At 42.8% G+C, this 18,421-nt stretch carries 15 protein-coding genes; 11 read left to right on the top strand and 4 right to left on the bottom strand.

What is annotated here, in order from left to right; genetic code table 11:
- Both ABJH64_RS07160 and ABJH64_RS07155 read left to right on the top strand, forming a co-directional pair.
- Positions 1 to 792, top strand: coding sequence for a rhomboid family intramembrane serine protease (locus ABJH64_RS07160; protein WP_348275034.1), 792 nt, complete (start codon positions 1 to 3; stop codon positions 790 to 792).
- A 2-nt stretch (positions 793 to 794) separates the two neighbouring features.
- A complete protein-coding gene (locus ABJH64_RS07155) occupies positions 795 to 1,733 on the top strand; it encodes a rhomboid family intramembrane serine protease (RefSeq protein WP_348275033.1) in 939 nt (312 codons plus the stop codon).
- Between the two features lie 138 nt (positions 1,734 to 1,871).
- Here the strand turns inward: ABJH64_RS07155 and ABJH64_RS07150 are convergent, their stop codons facing one another.
- The 3 genes from ABJH64_RS07150 to ABJH64_RS07140 all read right to left on the bottom strand — a co-directional run bounded on the left by ABJH64_RS07150 (position 1,872) and on the right by ABJH64_RS07140 (position 4,026).
- Positions 1,872 to 2,348: an outer membrane beta-barrel protein gene (locus ABJH64_RS07150; protein ID WP_348275032.1), complete on the bottom strand. Its 477-nt coding sequence runs from the start codon at positions 2,346 to 2,348 to the stop codon at positions 1,872 to 1,874.
- A gap of 59 nt (positions 2,349 to 2,407) precedes the next feature.
- The gene (gene rlmN / locus ABJH64_RS07145) at positions 2,408 to 3,475 is read right to left on the bottom strand and encodes a 23S rRNA (adenine(2503)-C(2))-methyltransferase RlmN (RefSeq protein ID WP_348275031.1); all 1,068 of its coding nucleotides are present in this window, start codon (positions 3,473 to 3,475) and stop codon (positions 2,408 to 2,410) included.
- A gap of 68 nt (positions 3,476 to 3,543) precedes the next feature.
- The gene (locus tag ABJH64_RS07140) at positions 3,544 to 4,026 is read right to left on the bottom strand and encodes a peptide deformylase (RefSeq protein ID WP_348275039.1); all 483 of its coding nucleotides are present in this window, start codon (positions 4,024 to 4,026) and stop codon (positions 3,544 to 3,546) included.
- A gap of 177 nt (positions 4,027 to 4,203) precedes the next feature.
- Between ABJH64_RS07140 and ABJH64_RS07135 the strand changes: the two genes are divergently transcribed.
- The 3 genes from ABJH64_RS07135 (at position 4,204) to ABJH64_RS07125 (ending at position 7,720) form a co-directional block, all read left to right on the top strand.
- Positions 4,204 to 4,419 carry a hypothetical protein gene (locus tag ABJH64_RS07135; RefSeq protein ID WP_348334594.1) on the top strand — a complete coding sequence of 72 codons (216 nt, stop codon included), beginning with the start codon at positions 4,204 to 4,206 and terminating at the stop codon, positions 4,417 to 4,419.
- Between the two features lie 60 nt (positions 4,420 to 4,479).
- Positions 4,480 to 5,619, top strand: a complete 1,140-nt coding sequence (locus ABJH64_RS07130) for a DUF4221 family protein (protein WP_348275030.1) — start codon at positions 4,480 to 4,482, stop codon at positions 5,617 to 5,619.
- 193 nt (positions 5,620 to 5,812) lie between these two features.
- Entirely contained in the window at positions 5,813 to 7,720 is a 1,908-nt protein-coding gene (locus ABJH64_RS07125) for an ABC-F family ATP-binding cassette domain-containing protein (protein ID WP_348275029.1), read from the top strand.
- Positions 7,721 to 7,864: 144 nt separating this feature from the next.
- On the opposite strand, the gene ABJH64_RS07120 is transcribed toward ABJH64_RS07125, so the two are convergent.
- Positions 7,865 to 10,105 carry a TonB-dependent receptor gene (locus ABJH64_RS07120; RefSeq protein ID WP_348275028.1) on the bottom strand — a complete coding sequence of 747 codons (2,241 nt, stop codon included), beginning with the start codon at positions 10,103 to 10,105 and terminating at the stop codon, positions 7,865 to 7,867.
- Positions 10,106 to 10,390: 285 nt separating this feature from the next.
- On the opposite strand from ABJH64_RS07120, the gene ABJH64_RS07115 reads away from it, so the two are divergent.
- From ABJH64_RS07115 to ABJH64_RS07090, 6 genes are all read left to right on the top strand, one after another.
- Positions 10,391 to 12,439, top strand: coding sequence for an alpha-L-fucosidase (locus ABJH64_RS07115; protein ID WP_348275027.1), 2,049 nt, complete (start codon positions 10,391 to 10,393; stop codon positions 12,437 to 12,439).
- A 41-nt stretch (positions 12,440 to 12,480) separates the two neighbouring features.
- A complete protein-coding gene (locus tag ABJH64_RS07110) occupies positions 12,481 to 13,887 on the top strand; it encodes a sulfatase-like hydrolase/transferase (RefSeq protein WP_348275026.1) in 1,407 nt (468 codons plus the stop codon).
- 55 nt (positions 13,888 to 13,942) lie between these two features.
- Positions 13,943 to 14,515: a gluconate 2-dehydrogenase subunit 3 family protein gene (locus tag ABJH64_RS07105; protein ID WP_348275025.1), complete on the top strand. Its 573-nt coding sequence runs from the start codon at positions 13,943 to 13,945 to the stop codon at positions 14,513 to 14,515.
- Positions 14,508 to 16,226 (top strand): GMC family oxidoreductase, encoded by a 1,719-nt coding sequence (locus ABJH64_RS07100; RefSeq protein WP_348275024.1) that lies wholly within the window; start codon positions 14,508 to 14,510, stop codon positions 16,224 to 16,226. Before ABJH64_RS07105 ends, ABJH64_RS07100 begins: the two co-directional genes overlap by 8 nt.
- Before the next feature lie 291 nt (positions 16,227 to 16,517).
- Positions 16,518 to 17,654, top strand: coding sequence for an N-acetyl-alpha-D-glucosaminyl L-malate synthase BshA (gene bshA, locus ABJH64_RS07095; RefSeq protein WP_348275023.1), 1,137 nt, complete (start codon positions 16,518 to 16,520; stop codon positions 17,652 to 17,654).
- Positions 17,655 to 17,757: 103 nt separating this feature from the next.
- A complete protein-coding gene (locus ABJH64_RS07090) occupies positions 17,758 to 18,387 on the top strand; it encodes a sterol desaturase family protein (protein WP_348275022.1) in 630 nt (209 codons plus the stop codon).
- Positions 18,388 to 18,421 lie beyond the last annotated feature (34 nt).

The raw sequence follows: 18,421 nt of genomic DNA, 5'->3' as shown, positions 1-18,421 counted from the left end.
ATGTTTAGAAATATAACACCGGTAGTCAAAAATCTACTTATCATCAATGTGGGACTTCTGATCGTTTCCCGATTTTTCTTTCCCCAGTTGAGTGAGTGGTTTGCGCTTTATTACATTCATAGCCCCTATTTCCAGCCTTTCCAGTTTCTGACCTACATGTTTATGCATGCGGATTTCTGGCATTTATTTGGAAATATGTTCGGCCTTTTGATTTTCGGGCCTTTGCTAGAGCAGTTTTTGGGGCCAAAGAAATTGCTGACTTTATGGATGGTTTGTGGAATCGGTTCTGGAGTGCTCTATTCCGGCTATACGGCTTACAGAATGAATAATTTGGAGGCAAAGGTGGCTGCATTTCAAAGTAACCCGGATCCAGATACCTTCAATAAACTTGTTTTGGAAAATAGAGGATTCTTCCAATCAACCGTGTTTGATTTCGTGGATGATTATAGTCGGAATCCAGAAGATCCTAATAAAATCGCTCAGGCAAAGCAGACCCTGGATGCTATTCTGGATATTCAGGGGAATGTCCCAATGGTCGGCGCTTCGGGTGCATTATTTGGGGTTTTGATAGCATTTGCGATGCTTTTTCCCAATACCCAGTTATTTTTACTCTTCCCACCGATTCCTATCAAGGCAAAATATATGGTGCTATTCTACAGCCTTTACACCATCTACAACGTATTGGTGAATAATCCGCTGGACAACGTAGCCCACTTTGCCCACCTTAGCGGACTGGTGATTGGCGGTGTTTTGGTTTACTTCTGGAAAAAAGACAGAAACAGTTTTTATTAATTATGTACGGTAACTTTTGGGACAATCTTCGGAACGCATTTAAGCACAGCGACAACAGCCTCTTCAAGCTGATTGCCATCAATATTCTGGTGTTTTTCGTCGTGCTGATTTTTCGGGTGTTTATGACCATTGGCGGTTTGGGTGATTTTTATTCTACCGCACTTTCTTATCTGATGATGCCGGCATCTCTGCCTCGATTAGCTACGCAGCCTTGGAGTATTTTTACCTACATGTTTTTGCACGAGGGGATATTTCATATTCTGTTCAATATGCTCTTTCTCTATTGGTTTGGGCAGTTGATTCATCAGTTTTTGGGCAGCAGAAAACTAGCTAATCTTTACATCCTTGGAGGACTAGCTGGGGCTATTTTCTATGTCTTGATCTACAATATATCGCCTTATTTCAATTCTAGCCTCGATTCCTCGCTTATGCTAGGCGCAAGTGCAGGCGTATTTGGCGTGGTGGTCGGAGCAGCCACATTAAGCCCAAATACTACTTTTCATTTGATCTTGCTGGGTCCGGTGAAGATCAAATACATCGCGATTTTCTATGTTATTCTCTCTTTTGCTAATTCTGCGGGTGCAAATGCTGGAGGAGAATTGGCTCATTTGGGAGGTGCATTACTGGGCTATCTTTATATTATTCAGCTGCGCAAAGGAAACGATTGGGGAGTGCCTGTGCAGAAAGTCGGGATTTTCTTTGAGGATCTTTTCTCAGGAAGAAAAAGCAATGTAAAAGTCACCTATCGCAAATCTAAAACTTCTGGTGGTGGGGGTTTCTCTTCCTTTTCTAAAAGCACTAAATCTAAACCTACCCAAGTATCATCAGATGACGCCACGCAGGAGGAAATCGATCAAATACTCGACAAAATCGCTGATCGTGGCTATGAAGCTTTGAATAAAGAAGAGAAGCGGAAATTGTTTGAGTTTTCGAAAAAGTAAGTGGGGAGACTGAAGACAGGAGACCGAAGAAATCGATCCTCGACCATCAAATCAACTTATGATCCTGGCTTTATTATCCAGCTCATTGACTTTAATATCTTGTATCTCAAATCTTATGTCTGGAATTCAATACTTTTTCTATAGGGGAATTGCCAGTCCAACTCTAAACCCAACTTCTCTTGGATAGGGACTTTGAAATCTAAATTCTGTGCTAAGTCCAATAAAATCTGTCAATCGGATATAAGCACCAACTCCTACATTAGCTCCTTTAGAATTCCGTCTTGTTCCAGCTCCATCTGGCTGGGTATTTTGCCAAGTTTGGCTATAACCAGCCATAAAGTATAACTGGGAAGGCCCTTCTGAAACGTAATAGCGTAGGTCTGCACTGAAGTTACTCTCCTTTCCCACCTGAGGAAAAACAAAAGTGAAACTCGGCATCAAGGCGAATTTGTCCACAAAGAAATATTCGATTCCAGCACCTACTCCGAAATTTTGATATCTCAAACCATAAGCTCCAAAACCGTGTAATCGCGCATTTCCCTGCTCCTGTGTTTGGGCAGAAGCCATAAAAGAGAGCATTATGCTGGCGCTAAAAATCAATAAAGCTTTTTTCATAAAATGAGTGGGTTTGATTTCATCAAGAAATTACTAGTCTTGGAGGAAGAAAGCAACTATTACTTTTCACTCAATTCCCCTACCTCATTCTTATTTGCCAGCTGTCCACAGGCGGCATCGATGTCCTGACCTCGGGATTTTCTCACTTTAGCGATGATGCCTTGAGATTCGAGGATTCGTACGTACATATCCACGGCTTCTTGCTTTGCCTGACGGAATTCCCCTTCGTCGATCGGGTTGTATTGGATCAGATTGACTTTGGATGGGATGATTTTACAGAATTTGGCCAAAGCTCGGGCATGTCGCTCATCGTCGTTTATTCCTTCCCAGATCACGTATTCGTAAGTAACTTTTCGCTTGGTCTTTTCATACCAGTATTTCAGCGATTCTCCTAGTTCCTCCACAGGATTGCTGTCGTTGATAGGCATCAAGCGGGAACGGGTTTCGTTGATGGCGGAGTGGAGCGAGACGGCCAGATTGAAGCGGACTTCATCATCGGCGAGCTTGCGGATCATTTTGGTTACGCCCACGGTAGAAAGGGTGATTCTCCTAGGAGCCATCCCGAGTCCTTCGGGCGAGGTGATTTTATCGATCGCTTCCAGCACATTGGCATAGTTGAGCAAGGGCTCACCCATTCCCATAAATACAATATTGGTCAGTGGACGCTGAAAGTATTTCTCTGCTTCGTCTTTGATCGCCACCACCTGATCGTAGATCTCATCTGGATTCAGGTTTCGCATGCGCTTCAGTCTGGCTGTCGCACAAAAATTGCAATCCAAACTGCAACCGACTTGGGAAGAAACGCAGGCAGTAATCCGCTTGGTCGTAGGGATCAACACCGACTCTACGATTTTATTATCATAAAGCTTCACTGCATTCTTGATGGTCCCATCTGAGGAATGCTGCATCAGATCCACCTGAATATGGTTGATCTCAAAATGCGTTTTGAGCATCTCACGCGTGCTTAGCGAGATATTGCTCATCTCATCAAAGTTCTTCAGCGACTTATTCCATAGCCATTCATAAACCTGCTTGGCTCGGAATTTTTTATCCCCCTGAGCCAAAAAGAATTCTTCCAACTGCGCCAGAGAGAGCTTACGGATGTCTTTTTTCTGAATTTCTTCCATGAGGCAAAGGTAAGGGATTCTGAAGTATCAAGTAGCTAGATGTGAGTATCAAGATGGGAGAAGCCAGATTACTTCCACTTAAAACTCTTACCATCTATCGCCCGCATAGTACAGAGGATTCCATCTAAGTGATCGTATTCATGTTGGATCAATTCAGAAATTGCCCCTGAAACATCCCATTCCTGCTCCTTCCAGTTTTCATCTCTATAGGTCAGAGTCAAGGATTGATGCCGTTTAACTTTGACCAGGAGATTGGGAAAAGACATGCAGTCATCCCAAAGCTCGAACTTCTCCTCACTCAGATTTTTCAAAACAGGATTTATGACCACATAAGGCCGTTCGAGATTCAGGTAAAAAAGTCGCTTCATGATCCCCAGCTGTGGAGCAGCTATCCCTCGACCGAATCCATAGACTTTACGAATATCTTCCATGGCTTCGTGAAGTTGCTTTACCCATTTTTTCACATGTGGAAGTTCTGCCTCCTCAACTGCCTCACAAACTTCGTAAAGTTTGGGATCTCCGAGCTTGAGAATGTCGTGGATGGTTTGCATATCACCTAATAAATTAGCAATTTCTACCCTATATAGGGAATTTTTCGGCATTTTAAGTTTTTTCTAGAGTAGAAATTTGGACTATAATAATAATAATAATAATATGTTCGGACTAGCGAATCAGTTGATTTGCCGCTCTTGGCCACGGGGTAACTATCTAACAAAAATTGAATTATTATGAAGAAGTTAATTTTAGGATTTGGGGTATTTGCACTAAGCTTTGCCTTTTTAATGCCCCAAGCTTCAATAGCAGAAGAATTGCCAACGGCATGTTATGAAGCATATTACCCAACAAAGTACTGTGATACGCAGGGATTTGACAATTGTGTTAATCAGATTTGTCCACCACCGCCAACTTGCAGTCAAGACGATGACTGCAACTCTGAAGTATAATTGTCTTAATATTCGGCAAGCATTCATTGCTTGCCGATTTTATAATTATCTATTGAATAAATGAATACGACCTTAAAAACATTAGTATTTACTAGTCTTGTTGCAATCTATTGTTGTTCCTGTCAAGGAAATTCAAAAAACGTGAATAGCATTGAGCTAATGCCATCCGAAGAAATTCTATCATTTCCAATTGACGACAGCACTTCAAATGTTAGTATGGGCTTAGTCTATTATGACGGTCAATTGATAAATGTAAATTGGACAACTAATTCATTACAATTCTATAATTTAAAAACACAGACTAAGGATAAGGAAATTTTCTTTGAGGAAGAAGGTCCAAACGGTGTAGGGGGTATTTTTGGAATTTATCCTCATAACTTAGACAGTATATTTTTATTTAACCAAGTAGCTTCGGTAATCACTCTTACCGATACGAGCGGGAATATTAAAAATAGAATCCAATATGAAGCTCCCCGTCGCTATTCTAATGCTTTTGTTCATAATGCATACGCGTTAAGTCCTCCACTACTTATAAAAGGTAAACTATTGGTCAAAACTCATATCACTGGAAATTATCGAGCAATGACGGAGGAAGATCTTTCAAAATCAGACATGGCATATTCTATCAATCTGAACTCTGGTAGTGTAAAAATGGAGGATCTAGAATATCCAGAAAAATACCTTTCGGAGGGGCTAAAACTATTTGAGCCGAGCATAGTTTTTCATCCTGAATACACAGTTTATTCAATTTTTGGCGATCATAGGATTTTCAAAAAAAGTAAATCTGGAGAGCTTGAAACATTTGAAGGCAAAAGCCAATATCTTGACGAATATTTACCAAAGTTTCCAATTGATGGTGCAAGACTAGAAACACAACGATACCTTCTTGGATCATCTAGATATGAATCTTTAGTATATGATGACTACCGAAAAGTTTATTATAGGATTGCCTATCCTACACTACAAATCACACAGGAAGAAGAGCTTATAAAATTGAGGCAGAGTTCTGGTCCATTTGTGATCCAAGTTTTTGATGAATCTTTGAATCTAATCACAGAGCGATATTTTGAAGATGAAATATATCTGCCAAATAATTTATTTGTAGCTGAAAAAGGATTGTATATCTCAATCAACAACCCTTTTAATCCCACGGCAGAAGAAGACTCCTTTAGATTCAGATTATTAGAATTGGTTAATTAAAAACAACTAGTTTTTGTTTTAAGCAATTGTTCTTTATCAAACCTAATACGGCTCATTTTATCGAAATTATGAGCTGTATTTCTTATCAATTTGAGCTGATTCAATCCCTAGATGATTATAGTAATCAGCTAGCACCAAAGAACATGATTGAAAGAAACGTATTTCTTGCCTGCCTTTTCCTTACTTTTGCGGCATGAATTACCTTTCGGTCGAAAACCTCAGTAAAGCGTTCGGTGAGCGCAAGCTTTTTTCCAATATCTCTTTTGGCATTTCCCAAGGTCAAAAAATCGCCCTTGTCGGCATCAATGGCGCGGGCAAATCCACGCTGATGAAAATCATCATGGGTTTGGAGATTCCTGACACAGGTCAGGTAGGAACCAATCAGCAGGTGAAAGTGGCTTACGTGCATCAAAACCCGGTTTTTGAAGGTACAATGAGCATTTACCAGACCATCTTCGACCAAAGTAATTCTGAAGTGCTCAAGGTGATCGAAGATTACCACATAGCCATGCTGGAAGCTGAGCGCGGCATTGACAACTCGGATAAAATGTCGGCTTTGTTTGAGAAAATGGATGCTTTCCAGGCTTGGGATTTTGAATACCAAGTGAAAGAGGTTCTTGGCAAATTGGGCCTTCATGACACGGATCTTCCTGTTGGGACACTCTCAGGAGGTCAGCGTAAGCGGGTTGCTCTGGCAAAAGCCATCTTGGAAAAACCTGATTTGTTGCTGCTAGATGAACCTACCAACCACCTCGATCTAGAAACTATAGAATGGCTGGAAGACTATTTGGCAAAGGCTAATTTGGCGCTTTTCATGGTGACTCACGATCGATATTTCTTGGAAAAAGTAACCAATGAAATCCTGGAACTTGATCAGGGCAAAGTCCATCGCTACCTAGGCAACTACGGCTACTTCCTAGACAAAAAAGAAGAGCGAATGGAAATAGAGGATATAGAGCTTGAAAAAGCGAAAAGCCTTTACAAGAAGGAGTTGGACTGGATTCGCCGCCAGCCAAAAGCGAGAAGCACCAAGGCTAAATACCGCGTAGATGCTTTCGAAGAAACCAAAGAAAAAGCCTCTCAGAAACGAGAAGAGCGAGATATTCAATTGACCGTGACGACTCAGCGATTAGGAAATAAAATCATTGAGATCGAAAAAATTAGCAAGGCATTTGGAGACAAGACAGTAGTAAATGATTTCTCTTATACCTTCAAAAAGAAAGACAGAGTAGGGATAGTAGGGCCAAATGGAGCTGGAAAGACAACTTTCCTCAACATGATCACCGGGCAAATTGCTCCTGATTCGGGGAAAGTTTCCATCGGACAAACTACTGCTTTTGGTTATTACAAACAGGAAGAAAGTAGCTTTGACGAGACGAAGCGACTGATAGATATAGTAAAGGAAGTTGCGGAAGTAGTGACCATCGCCGGAGGTGCGGAGATCACCGTTTCTCAGTTTTTGACGCAGTTTGGTTTTCCTCCCAAGCAGCAACATACACCAATCGCCAAGCTAAGCGGTGGTGAGCGTAGAAGATTGCAGCTGCTAATGGTATTGATCAAGAATCCTAACTTCCTTATTCTGGATGAACCTACGAATGATCTGGATTTGATGACCTTGAATACGCTGGAGGAATTTTTGGATACTTTCCCAGGCTGTTTGATCATCGTTTCTCACGATCGATATTTTATGGATCGCTTGGTGGAGCATTTGTTTGTATTCGAAGGAGAAGGAGAGATCTCTGATTTCCCTGGGAATTATTCTGAGTTTAGAGAAGTGGAAAAAGAGAATGGAGACAAAGAGATTAGAGATAAGGGAAAAGAGATTAAAGAGGAGAAGCAAGAAGTCTCTGCCATAAGCTCAAATGCCGCACCTGCGAAAGTAAAGGCTAGCTTTAAGCAGAAGAATGAGTTTAAGGAGGTGAATGCCTCGATTGCAAAATTAGAAAAAGAGAAATCTGATCTTACCGAGAAAATCAGCGGTGGAAATTCTGATCACGAGGAATTGATGAAAATCTCCTCGCGCATGCTGGAAATCGATGCTAAATTGGAAGAATTGGAATTGACCTGGTTGGAATTGAGTGAGTTGGATGGGATAGAGTAGTTTGTTCTCAAGTACCTCATTGCGAGGCACGAGGTACGAGCAACGAAGCAATCTCTTTTCACCTAGCAGATTGCATCGTTCCTCGCAATGACGTAAATCTCGCAGCGGTGCAAAATCTTATGTCTTACTACTAATGTCTAGCTATCAATACAAAAATGCCACCTTCACTCCACCATACCAGTTCCTTGTCGGTGCAGGCTGATAGTATCTTCCGCCGAAAGGATTCAAGTCATTTCCCAGCGAGTAGCTTTCATTAAGCAAATTGTCCACACCGGCAAAGGCTTCCAATTCCCATTTTCCCGCAAAACTTTTTACCCAGCCGAATCTGGCATTTACCAAATTGTAAGCTTCCTGATAAACCGTGTTCGCGTCGTTGAGCGGAAGTTCGGAGACATACTGATGCGTGAAATTCAGATAAATTCCCGGTTTCGTCCGTAAATCTAATCTGGAAACCAAAGTCGTCTCAGGCACTCCTGTCAGCTCATTGCCAGAGAAATCATTCTCTCCTTTTTTGTAATCCTTAAAGGTAAAAAACTGACCTGTGTAAGCCGTTCCAACACTTAAGTCCTGGATAAAACCTAGTCCATTTCTCACCAAACTGTAATCCAATGCGGCTTCGATTCCCTTTTGATCAGTCGCTCCAGCATTTTGGAAAAGGACTACTCCCTGACCATTTGTGAATGTGGTAATGGTCTGATCGAGTTTGAAATAATAAGCTACCAGATCTACATTGAATTTTCCTTTTCCAAGGCGATATCCCAATTCATAATTAACACCTTTTTCGGCTTCCAAATCCAAATTCAAACTTCCCTCATTGGTTCTCACCTCATCGATCGTGGGTGGAGAAAATCCACTACTTAAGCTTGCGTAAATGGAAGAAAAGGAATTGACTCCATAATTCAGCGCTACCCGAGGTACTACAATCGGGTCAAATGTCCGAGTCTGAGCTCCCGTTGGTCCACCTGTGGCATCGATCTGTCGGTCAATCTCGAAGCTGGAAAAGTTTTCACTCAGGCCAAGCGTGAAGATGAATTTCTCAGCGAAATCCCACTCTGCTTGCTGAAATAATAAACCCTGAGTGGCTCTCAATTTATCTGCAAATCGAATTGTATCTGCTACTCCATTTACATTTCCGAAATTCTGAGCGTCTGTCAAACTGCTTTGATATTCTCCACCTGCGATTATCCTAAGGTCTTTTCCTGCAAGTTTTCCATCATAAGTGAATTTTGTTCGACCACCAAAACCGAAGCCGAGTTCCTTCTTATAATCCAAAATGAAAGGATTTTCAAAGTCATTGGTATTCAAGTAAACCGTGGTGGTATTGCTGGTTTTTTCGGAAAAACGATACAGATGTCCGAAGGATGCGAATACGGATTGCTGTGCAATGGAACTGTTTTGAGCCACGGAACCAGGGCGTGCTTGAGTTGGATCTGTCGCCAACTGATCTGAATTCAGTGCGCCAGGGATTTGGTAGTTCAGATCAGAAATCAAGAGTTGGGTACGGATTTCCTGTTTTTCTGATACTGGGAAAAAGCTTCCCAATTGAAATACTTTTCGATCCATAGCCGAATGTTCCCGATAGCCATCTGCTTGCTGAGTGACGAATGAAGCTTCGATTCCACCTTTACCGATCTGCTGCGAAAGTCCCATCCGGAAGCGATTTAAGCCAAAACTTCCTGCTGAATACTCGGTCGAAAGTCGGTTTCCCTGAGCTAACACTGGGGAGTTCAGACTAATTGCCCCGCCATTTCCAGCTCCGTAAATACTTCCCGATGGACCTTTTATTACTTCCGCAGTTCTGATGTTGCTCAAGTCAAGAAGATTTAATGGTGTAGTGCCATCTGGGGCGGTGAAGGGAACTTCATTCCAGTAAACTTTGACATTTCTCACCCCAAAAGGTGATCGAATGGAACTCCCACGAATGGAGATTCGGTAACTGGCAGGGGCTCGTTCCTCGATTCGGATGCCTGGTTTGGTATTGAAAGAATTGACGATGGATGTCTCATTGAATCGGGTAAAATCTCGCTCGGAAATCAGTGAAATGGCTGCAGACTGTTCTAAAAGAGGTCGCTCTGATTCGAAAGCTGTGACGGTGATTTCAGAGAGATTAAGCGATTTTTCGCTAAGCTCAACGACAAACTCACCTGCAGTAAATTTTTCTGATAGAGGTGCATAGCCAGTTTTGAAAAATGTAAATAGCTGTTCTGTTGAGCTAGGGAATGCCAAAATTCCCGATGCATTTGTGAACTGGACTTGCCCTTGTTCATTTTGAACTCGAACATTTTCCAGTGGGGCTTGGGTTATTGCATCTACCACCCTGAACTGGACTTGTGCCTGGGCAACGACTGCGACTAAAATAAAAATCAACGTAAGTAGTTTATACATGCTGCAAAGTAAAAGCTTTCGGTTTGACTACGAAAAAGCAATCCACCAAAGTTCATTCTTTGTGTTTATTAATCATTTTGATTAACCGCAATGATGCCTTTCGCCTTAAAATCTCTGATTATCAGTTCAGAAGCCAGATGACCTAAGTAGCTTCAATTATTACATGTGACATGTCCAATTTTAATTTTGCGTCTTTACTGGTAGAAAAGCGAATATTCATATTAATCATATTCTATTTCTTAAATTCAGGCAAAAGCCCTAATATTCTGACTTAATCCCCTTCTGATGAAAAATTCACTCTGGCTAGTCCTCATATTATCCCTCTCTTTTTGTGCAGAAAAAGCTGCTCCCCCCGCACCCGTTTTACCAGTTCCAAACGAGCGTCAGATCGCATGGCAGGAGTTGGAATATTACGGCTTTATTCATTTCAACATGAATACTTTCTCCGATCGTGAGTGGGGTTTTGGAGATGAAAAACCTGAACAATTCAACCCGACCGAATTGGATGCCCGTCAATGGGCGAGAGTAGCGAGCGAAGCTGGTATGAAGGGGCTGATCATTACAGCCAAGCATCACGACGGTTTTGTCCTTTGGCCTTCTGAATACACCGAGCATTCGGTGAAAAATAGCCCTTGGAAAGATGGAAAAGGCGATATCATCAAGGAACTTTCTGAAGCCTGTAAGGAATACGGATTGAAATTTGGAATCTATTATTCCCCCTGGGACAGGAATCATCCTGATTACGGCAAGCCGGAATACATCACCTACATGAGAAATCAACTGACCGAATTGCTCAGCAATTATGGAGATATTTTCGAAGTCTGGTTTGACGGAGCAAACGGTGGCGATGGCTGGTATGGCGGAGCAAATGAAACTAGAAAAGTCGATAAATTCAGCTACTACGGTTGGCCTGAGACGATTGAGTTGGTTCGTGAGCTTCAGCCCGGTGCGATGCTTTTCTCTGATGCTGGACCAGATGTCCGCTGGGTGGGGAATGAGCACGGCTATGCATACGAGACTACCTGGTCAAATCTCATGCGGGATTCGGTCTATGCCGGTATGCCTGAGTTCTCCGAAAAATGGGCAACGGGTCAGGAAGACGGCACGCACTGGGTGCCAGCAGAGGCAGATGTATCTATCCGTCCCGGGTGGTATTACCATAAATATGAGGATCACAAGGTGCGGACTTTACCACAGCTCTTGGAGATTTATTATAAGAGTATAGGTAGAAATAGTTCTTTGCTGATCAACTTCCCGGTGGACACACGGGGCTTGATTCATGAGAATGACGTGGACGCGATCATGAAATTTGCGGATAAAGTGAAAGAAGATTTTGCCGTGAACCTAGCTTCCTACGCCATCGCCGAAGCAAATACAGACCGCGGAAAGGGCTACGAGGTGAAAAATGTTCTCGATGAAGATTTTGAAACCTACTGGACAACCCCTGACGGAGCACCGACGGGAGAAATAACGATAGATTTCGGAGCTGAAACTACTTTCAATCGCCTAATGCTTCAAGAGTACACCAACTTAGGGCAGCGGGTGAAGGCTTTCGTGTTGGAACGGGAAAAGGATGGAAACTGGGAAAAAATAGCAGAGGGAACTACTGTTGGATTTAAGAGAATTTTGAGATTTCCAGATGTGACTACCACGAAGGTTCGAATACGGATCACGGATGGTAAGGATATTCCATTGATCTCAAAAGTTGGAATTTATAATGCTCCAAAACTCCTTATTGCTCCCGCTTTTTCACGAGTAAATTCTGGAGAAATCACCCTTACCAAGCCAGATGAAGCGATGGATGTGTATTATACGCTGGATGATTCTGAGCCTAGCACAGCTAGTCCAAAATACTCCGCACCTTTTATGATCGACGGAGCGGCGACGCTAAAGGCTATTTCGGTGGATCCAGGTTCAGGTCAGCAAAGTGAGGCAGTGAGAATTGAAGTGGATGTAGCCAAGGCAAACTGGAAGGTGGGTCAGGAAAATGCCGAAAGGGCTATAGATGAAAACTCCGGAAGCTATTTTACAAGCAAAGACAACAGTCTGACGATAGACCTGGGAGAAGCAATTGCTATTAAAGGGTTTACCTACATGCCGATGCAGGCAAGGTATCCAAGCGGATTTATCACCAATTTTACTTTCGAGGTAAGCCAGGACGGCAAAACCTTCACCACGATTACCTCTGGAGAATTCTCCAATATTGTCAACAGTCCTATTGAGCAAAGCATTCGTTTTGAAGAATTGAAGGCCCGATTTATCCGGTTGAAAGCTAATACTACAGCGGATGGAAATCCGGCGACTTTCGCAGAAATCGGAGTACTCACCCGCTAAATCAAGTTAAACGTTACAAAAATCAAGTTTTCCTGTTCGGTATGTTCAATAAGTTATTGACCCTCCTAGGTTCGGTTGTTATTCTTACTTCTTGTCAAAAACAAGAGCCAGCTATCGCGCCCGCTTCATCCAAACCAAATGTGCTGGTGATTCTTTCAGATGATCAAGGCACCTTGGATCTGAACAGCTATGGATCTACAGATTTGGCTACGCCAAACCTCGATAGATTGGCTGCATCAGGCATTCGATTCACCCAATTTTACGCTGCGGCGCCAGTTTGCTCACCCTCGAGAGCTGGATTGCTCACAGGAAAATACAACTACAATGCGGGATTGTATGGAAATGTAGATATTCCTGACAATGACCCTGAAGGAAAATCAGGAATGCCTACCGAGCAGATTACTATGGCAGAACTATTTGAGCCAGCTGGTTATAGAACTGCCGCCATCGGAAAGTGGCATTTGGGCCATACGCCTGAGAAACTACCGAACGGACAAGGGTTTGATTATTTCTTTGGTCATCAGCGAGGCTGCATCGACAATTACTCGCATTTCTTCTTTTGGGCCGGGCCAAATCTTCATGACTTGTACCAAAATGATCAAGAGATACACAGGCCAGGCGAGTTTTTTGGAGACTTGATGGTGGATGAGGTAAAGAAGTTTACCCAGCCTTCCGAAGATCCCTTTTTCATCTATTGGGCGATCAATATGCCTCACTATCCTTATCAGGGAAGACCTAGTTGGTTGGAGCATTACAAGGATTTGCCTAGTCCTAGAAAAGAATATGCGGCTTTTCTATCCACTATGGATGAACTGATCGGCAATGTATTGGATCATTTGGAGCAAACTGGCCAGTTGGAAAATACGATTATCGTTTTCCAATCAGACCATGGTCATAGTACAGAGCAGCGTGCCTACTATGGAGGTGGGAATGCAGGGCCGTTCAATGGTGCCAAGTTTAGCATGCTGGAAGGTGGAATTCGGGTTCCTGCGATTATCTCATGGCCTGGTGGAAATTTGCCCAAAGGGCAAGTACGCAATCAATGGGCTGGAAGTGTAGATTGGTATCCAACCCTTGCCGAATTGGCTGAAGTAGAGATTCCTAATCCCGCTGAGATCGATGGGGTAAGTCTGAGAGATGTGATTTATAACAATGCAGCTTCAGGACATGACGTGATGTATTGGGCGACGGGCGAACCAGAAGTCGCTACCAATTCTTGGGCTGTGCGCAAAGGCCCGTGGAAACTCCTGGGAAATCCTCATGATCCAGCCAAGAAATTGACGTTTACTGAGGATGATAAACTTTACCTCGTGAATCTATCTCAGGATAGCACTGAGTCAAAAAACCTAAAATTAGAGCATCCCGAAGTAGCAGCCGAATTATTGTCCCTTCGTGAAAACTGGCTAAAGGGCGTTCTGGACAGCCGTTCAAAATTAAGTGGCAATTAAATAGCAATTTGGTTACATTATGCCCCCAAGTAACTAACCCAATACCCTTAAACCTATGAACAGACGTATCGCCCTCAGGCATCTCGCGCTGATTTCGGGTGGACTTGCCCTCATTCCATCCTGTGATTTCAGCTCAGATGATATACTGGCAGCTTATGATAATCTCAAAGTAACTGCTTCACAAAAACAGCTTCTTGGATCCATATCAGATACAATTATCCCAGCAGGAGAACTTAAAGGTGCACTTGAATTAGAGGTGCCTGATTTCATTCTCGTGATGGTGAATGATTGTATGACAGCAGAAAACCAACAGCTTTTTAGTGCTGGCCTTACGGCTTTTCCTGATTATGCTAAAGCTACAGCCGGGAAAAAGTATGATCAGCTAAGCGCTAAAGAGAAAGAAAATCTAATTCAGACAGGGATAGAGCTGCAGGCAGCAGAAACTCCAGAAGGGGAAAAAGATAAAGCCGTATCGTATTTCCTAAATACGACTAAGCGACTTACCATGCAGGGATACATGGCTTCTGAGTACATTCAGACCGAGATAATTCCTTATTCCCTTATCCCTGGTCCATACAATGGAGCAGCATTAATCTCAGAAAATCAAAATCCTCGCATCAATGGCTAATTTGAATATCAGAAATAAACAAGATCGTACCTATCAAGCCATAGTTGTAGGGTCAGGTGCAAGTGGAGGCTGGGCTGCCAAGGAATTTGGAGATTTGGGAGTGAAAACTCTCTTGCTGGAGAGAGGAAGAAAAGTAGAGCATATCAAGGATTACCCGACTACGAACATGCTTCCCTATGAATTCAAGCATAGAGGCAAGCTGCCACAGAAAGTATTGGACGAAAATCCAATTGTAGCTAAGTGTTATGCCTTTGGTGAAGATTCAGAGCACTTTTTTGTCAAAGATGCGGATCAACCTTATATCCAAGAGAAGCCATTTGACTGGATCAGAGGCTATCAGGTGGGAGGGAAATCCCTGCTTTGGGCCAGACAAGTGCAGCGTTGGTCAGATTATGATTTTGAAGGTCCGGCAAGAGATGGTTTTGCAGTGGACTGGCCGATTCGATACAAAGACATAGCGCCATGGTACAGCCATGTGGAAAAATTCGCGGGCGTATCGGGTAATCGCGATGGACTGGATGTACTCCCTGATGGTGAGTTTTTGCCTGCTTATGACCTGAATATCGTAGAAAAGCATTTTGCACAGAAGCTGAAAGAAGCTTACGGAGGAGATCGACACATGATTTCTTCCCGCTGTGCGCACATTCACGAGTCGAGGCCGGAGTTCACCGAGCAAGGAAGAGCATCTTGTCAGAATAGAAACCTGTGCCAGCGTGGATGTCCTTTTGGAGGGTATTTTAGCAGCAATTCTTCTACGATTCCATGGGCGTTGAAAAGCGGAAATGTGACCCTGAGGCCAGATTCTGTGGTTCATTCTGTAATTTATGACGAGGAAAAAGGCAAGGCTACTGGCGTGAGAGTAATCGATGCCCATACCAAAGAGGTGGAGGAGTTCTATGCTGAGGTCATCTTCATCAATGCCGCTGCGACCAATTCTAACGCCATTTTGATGAATTCCACCTCTGCTAGATTTCCAAATGGTCTTGGGAATGATAGTGGCGTTCTGGGCAAGTACTTTGCCTTTCACAATTATCGAGCTGGCGTAAGTGCTTCTTATGATGGTTTTACAGAGTACATGACTACAGGAGGCCGCCCTACCAGCGGATACATTCCACGATTTAGAAATGTAAAAAAGCAGGAAACAGATTTTCTCCGTGGATATGCGGGTGGATTCAGTGCCTATAGAGGCGGAGGCTACGTGGCTGATGCTAGAGTGGGGATGGATCTTAAAAATAGTATGCTGAACAAAATGCCGCCAGATGGACCTTGGAGAGTAGGTTCTCACATGATGGGTGAGACTATTCCAAAGGAATCCAACTATGTGGCTTTGGAGAAGAACAAACTCGATCCTTACGGACTTCCAACCTTAAAATTCAATGTGGACTATGATGAAAACGATGAGAAAATGATCATTGATTATCAGGAGCAAATCTCGGAGATGTTCTCCAAAGCAGGCTTTACTGATATTTCAGTGCGTGACGATCATCGTGTGCCAGGTCTCGATATTCACGAAATGGGTGGGGTACGAATGGGAAAAGACCCTAAAACCTCCATGCTCAATGCTAATCACCAGCTTCACGCTGTTCCAAATGTTTATGTGACTGACGGTGCCTGCATGACTTCTACCTCTACTCAAAATCCCACCTTGACCTACATGGCTTTTGCTGCGAGAGCAGCGCATCATGCAGTAGCAGAAAGCAAAAAAGGATAACTACTAAAAAAACGGTGGAGGATCGGCCGTTGAAATTGTCTTGCCAAAGAAGATAGTCGAAGAGCTTGAAAGCTTTGGTTGAAACAAGCTTGAGATAAGAAACCCTTGAGAATTCGTTTTTCCCAAGGGTTTTTTCATCTTATTTCACAAAATTACTAATCACTAGTATATTGATCTTCAATAGGTTTCGCTTTTAATCCCAGTTTAATAGCAGAAATATCCTTGGATTTGAACAAAACGGGAGTCTATGAGTGTTAAAAAGCAGGTTTATACAGCAGCCCTAAAAAATTTATGAAAATCGGTATTGTTTGCTATCCGACTTTTGGTGGTAGTGGAGTAGTAGCAACGGAGTTAGGCAAAGGATTAGCCAAAATAGGACATGAGGTTCATTTCATTACCTACAAGCAGCCTTCCCGTTTAGACTTTTTCAGCGAGAATTTGTATTACCACGAAGTGGACATCAAAAGCTATCCGTTATTTGAGCATGCGCCTTATGAATTGGCTTTGGCGAGTAAAATGGTGAGTGTGGTAAAGTACGAAAAGCTTGACCTTCTTCATGTTCATTATGCTATCCCGCATGCTTCGGCTGCTTACATGGCCAAGCAAATATTGAAAACTCAGGGAATTCAGATTCCAGTGGTAACTACCCTTCATGGAACCGATATCACCCTGGTAGGAAAAGACCCAAGCTATGAACCTGTGGTGACTTTCAGTATCAATCAATCGGACGGCGTCACAGCAGTTTCGGAGGATTTGAAGAAAGAAACCTATGCGTTTTTTGACATTAAGCGAGCTATAGAAGTGATTCCAAACTTCATTGATTTGGATAGATTCAAGAGACAGAAAAAAGAGCATTTCAAATTGGCGATCTGTCCGAATGACGAGAAGTTGATGGTTCACACCTCCAATTTCAGAAAGGTGAAACGGGTGGAAGATGTGATTCATGTATTTTATGAAGTGCGTAAGAAAATCCCTGCCAAACTGTTGCTGGTGGGCGATGGTCCGGAGCGAGATAGAATGGAACGACTTTGTAGAGAGCTAGGAACATGCGACGACATACGTTTCTTAGGTAAATTAGACGCAGTGGAGGAAGTACTTTCTGTTGCTGATCTATTCTTGATGCCTTCGGAAAAAGAAAGCTTCGGTTTGGCAGCTTTGGAAGCCATGGCCTGTGAGGTTCCAGTCTTATCTTCAAATGCTGGCGGCATCCCTGAATTAAATATTGACGGGGTAACCGGTTTCGTTTGTAAGATAGGAGACATTCAGACGATGAAGGAAAAGGCTCTTTATATTTTGGATGATGCTAACCTTCGAGGCTTTAAGGAAAATGCATTAGCTAGAGCGAAGGAATTTGATATTTCGATGATTCTGCCACATTATGTTGCTTATTATCAGAAGACAATAGAATTAACTCTGGCACAAATTTGATGATAAGCTGATTAATGTCAGCAAAATCACAGAGACAAAACACAGTTTTGAATTATCTTTGTAGAATTAACCCCTTTTGAGTAAAGTTTTATTTTAGTAGCGTATGAAGAAGATAGGAAGATTAGACAAGCCGGACAACTTTGGGACAGCCCAAATGTTCTCCAACCCTATTCTCGAAAGATTGACCAGGACACCTATATGGATGCCGATTGCGATGTTTATCCTATTAGGCGGGGTATCCATTTATTTTGGGATTCAGAGAACCACAGTAGGAGTTGGTACCGCCATCCTTTTATTTGTGGTGGGTTACATTGGATTTACACTGGTGGAATACATGATGCACAAGCATTTTTTCCACATGGAGCCCAATACGCCGATCAAAGATAAATTGCAATACACCGTGCACGGTGTGCACCATGATTATCCTAAGGACAAGTATAGATTGGCGATGCCTCCCTTTGTAAGCGCGGCTTATGCAGCTATTTTGTACTTGGTGTTCAAATTGATAATGGGTGACTTGGCGTATTATTTCCTTCCAGGCTTTTTGCTAGGTTATGCACTTTATTTGGGGATTCATTACCTGGTTCATGCGATTCAGCCACCAAAGAATTTCTTTAAAATACTTTGGGTTCACCATGCAATTCACCACTATAAAGATCCAGATGTTGCCTTTGGCGTGAGTACCACTCTTTGGGATTATATACTCGGCACAGTGCCTAAGAGAGACAACTAACACGAACCTCCCTTTTCTGGGAGGTTTTTTCTTT

This window comes from Algoriphagus sp., from assembly GCF_039969895.1.
Lineage (GTDB): Bacteria > Bacteroidota > Bacteroidia > Cytophagales > Cyclobacteriaceae > Algoriphagus.
This window is presented reverse-complemented; position numbering and strand designations above follow the sequence as displayed.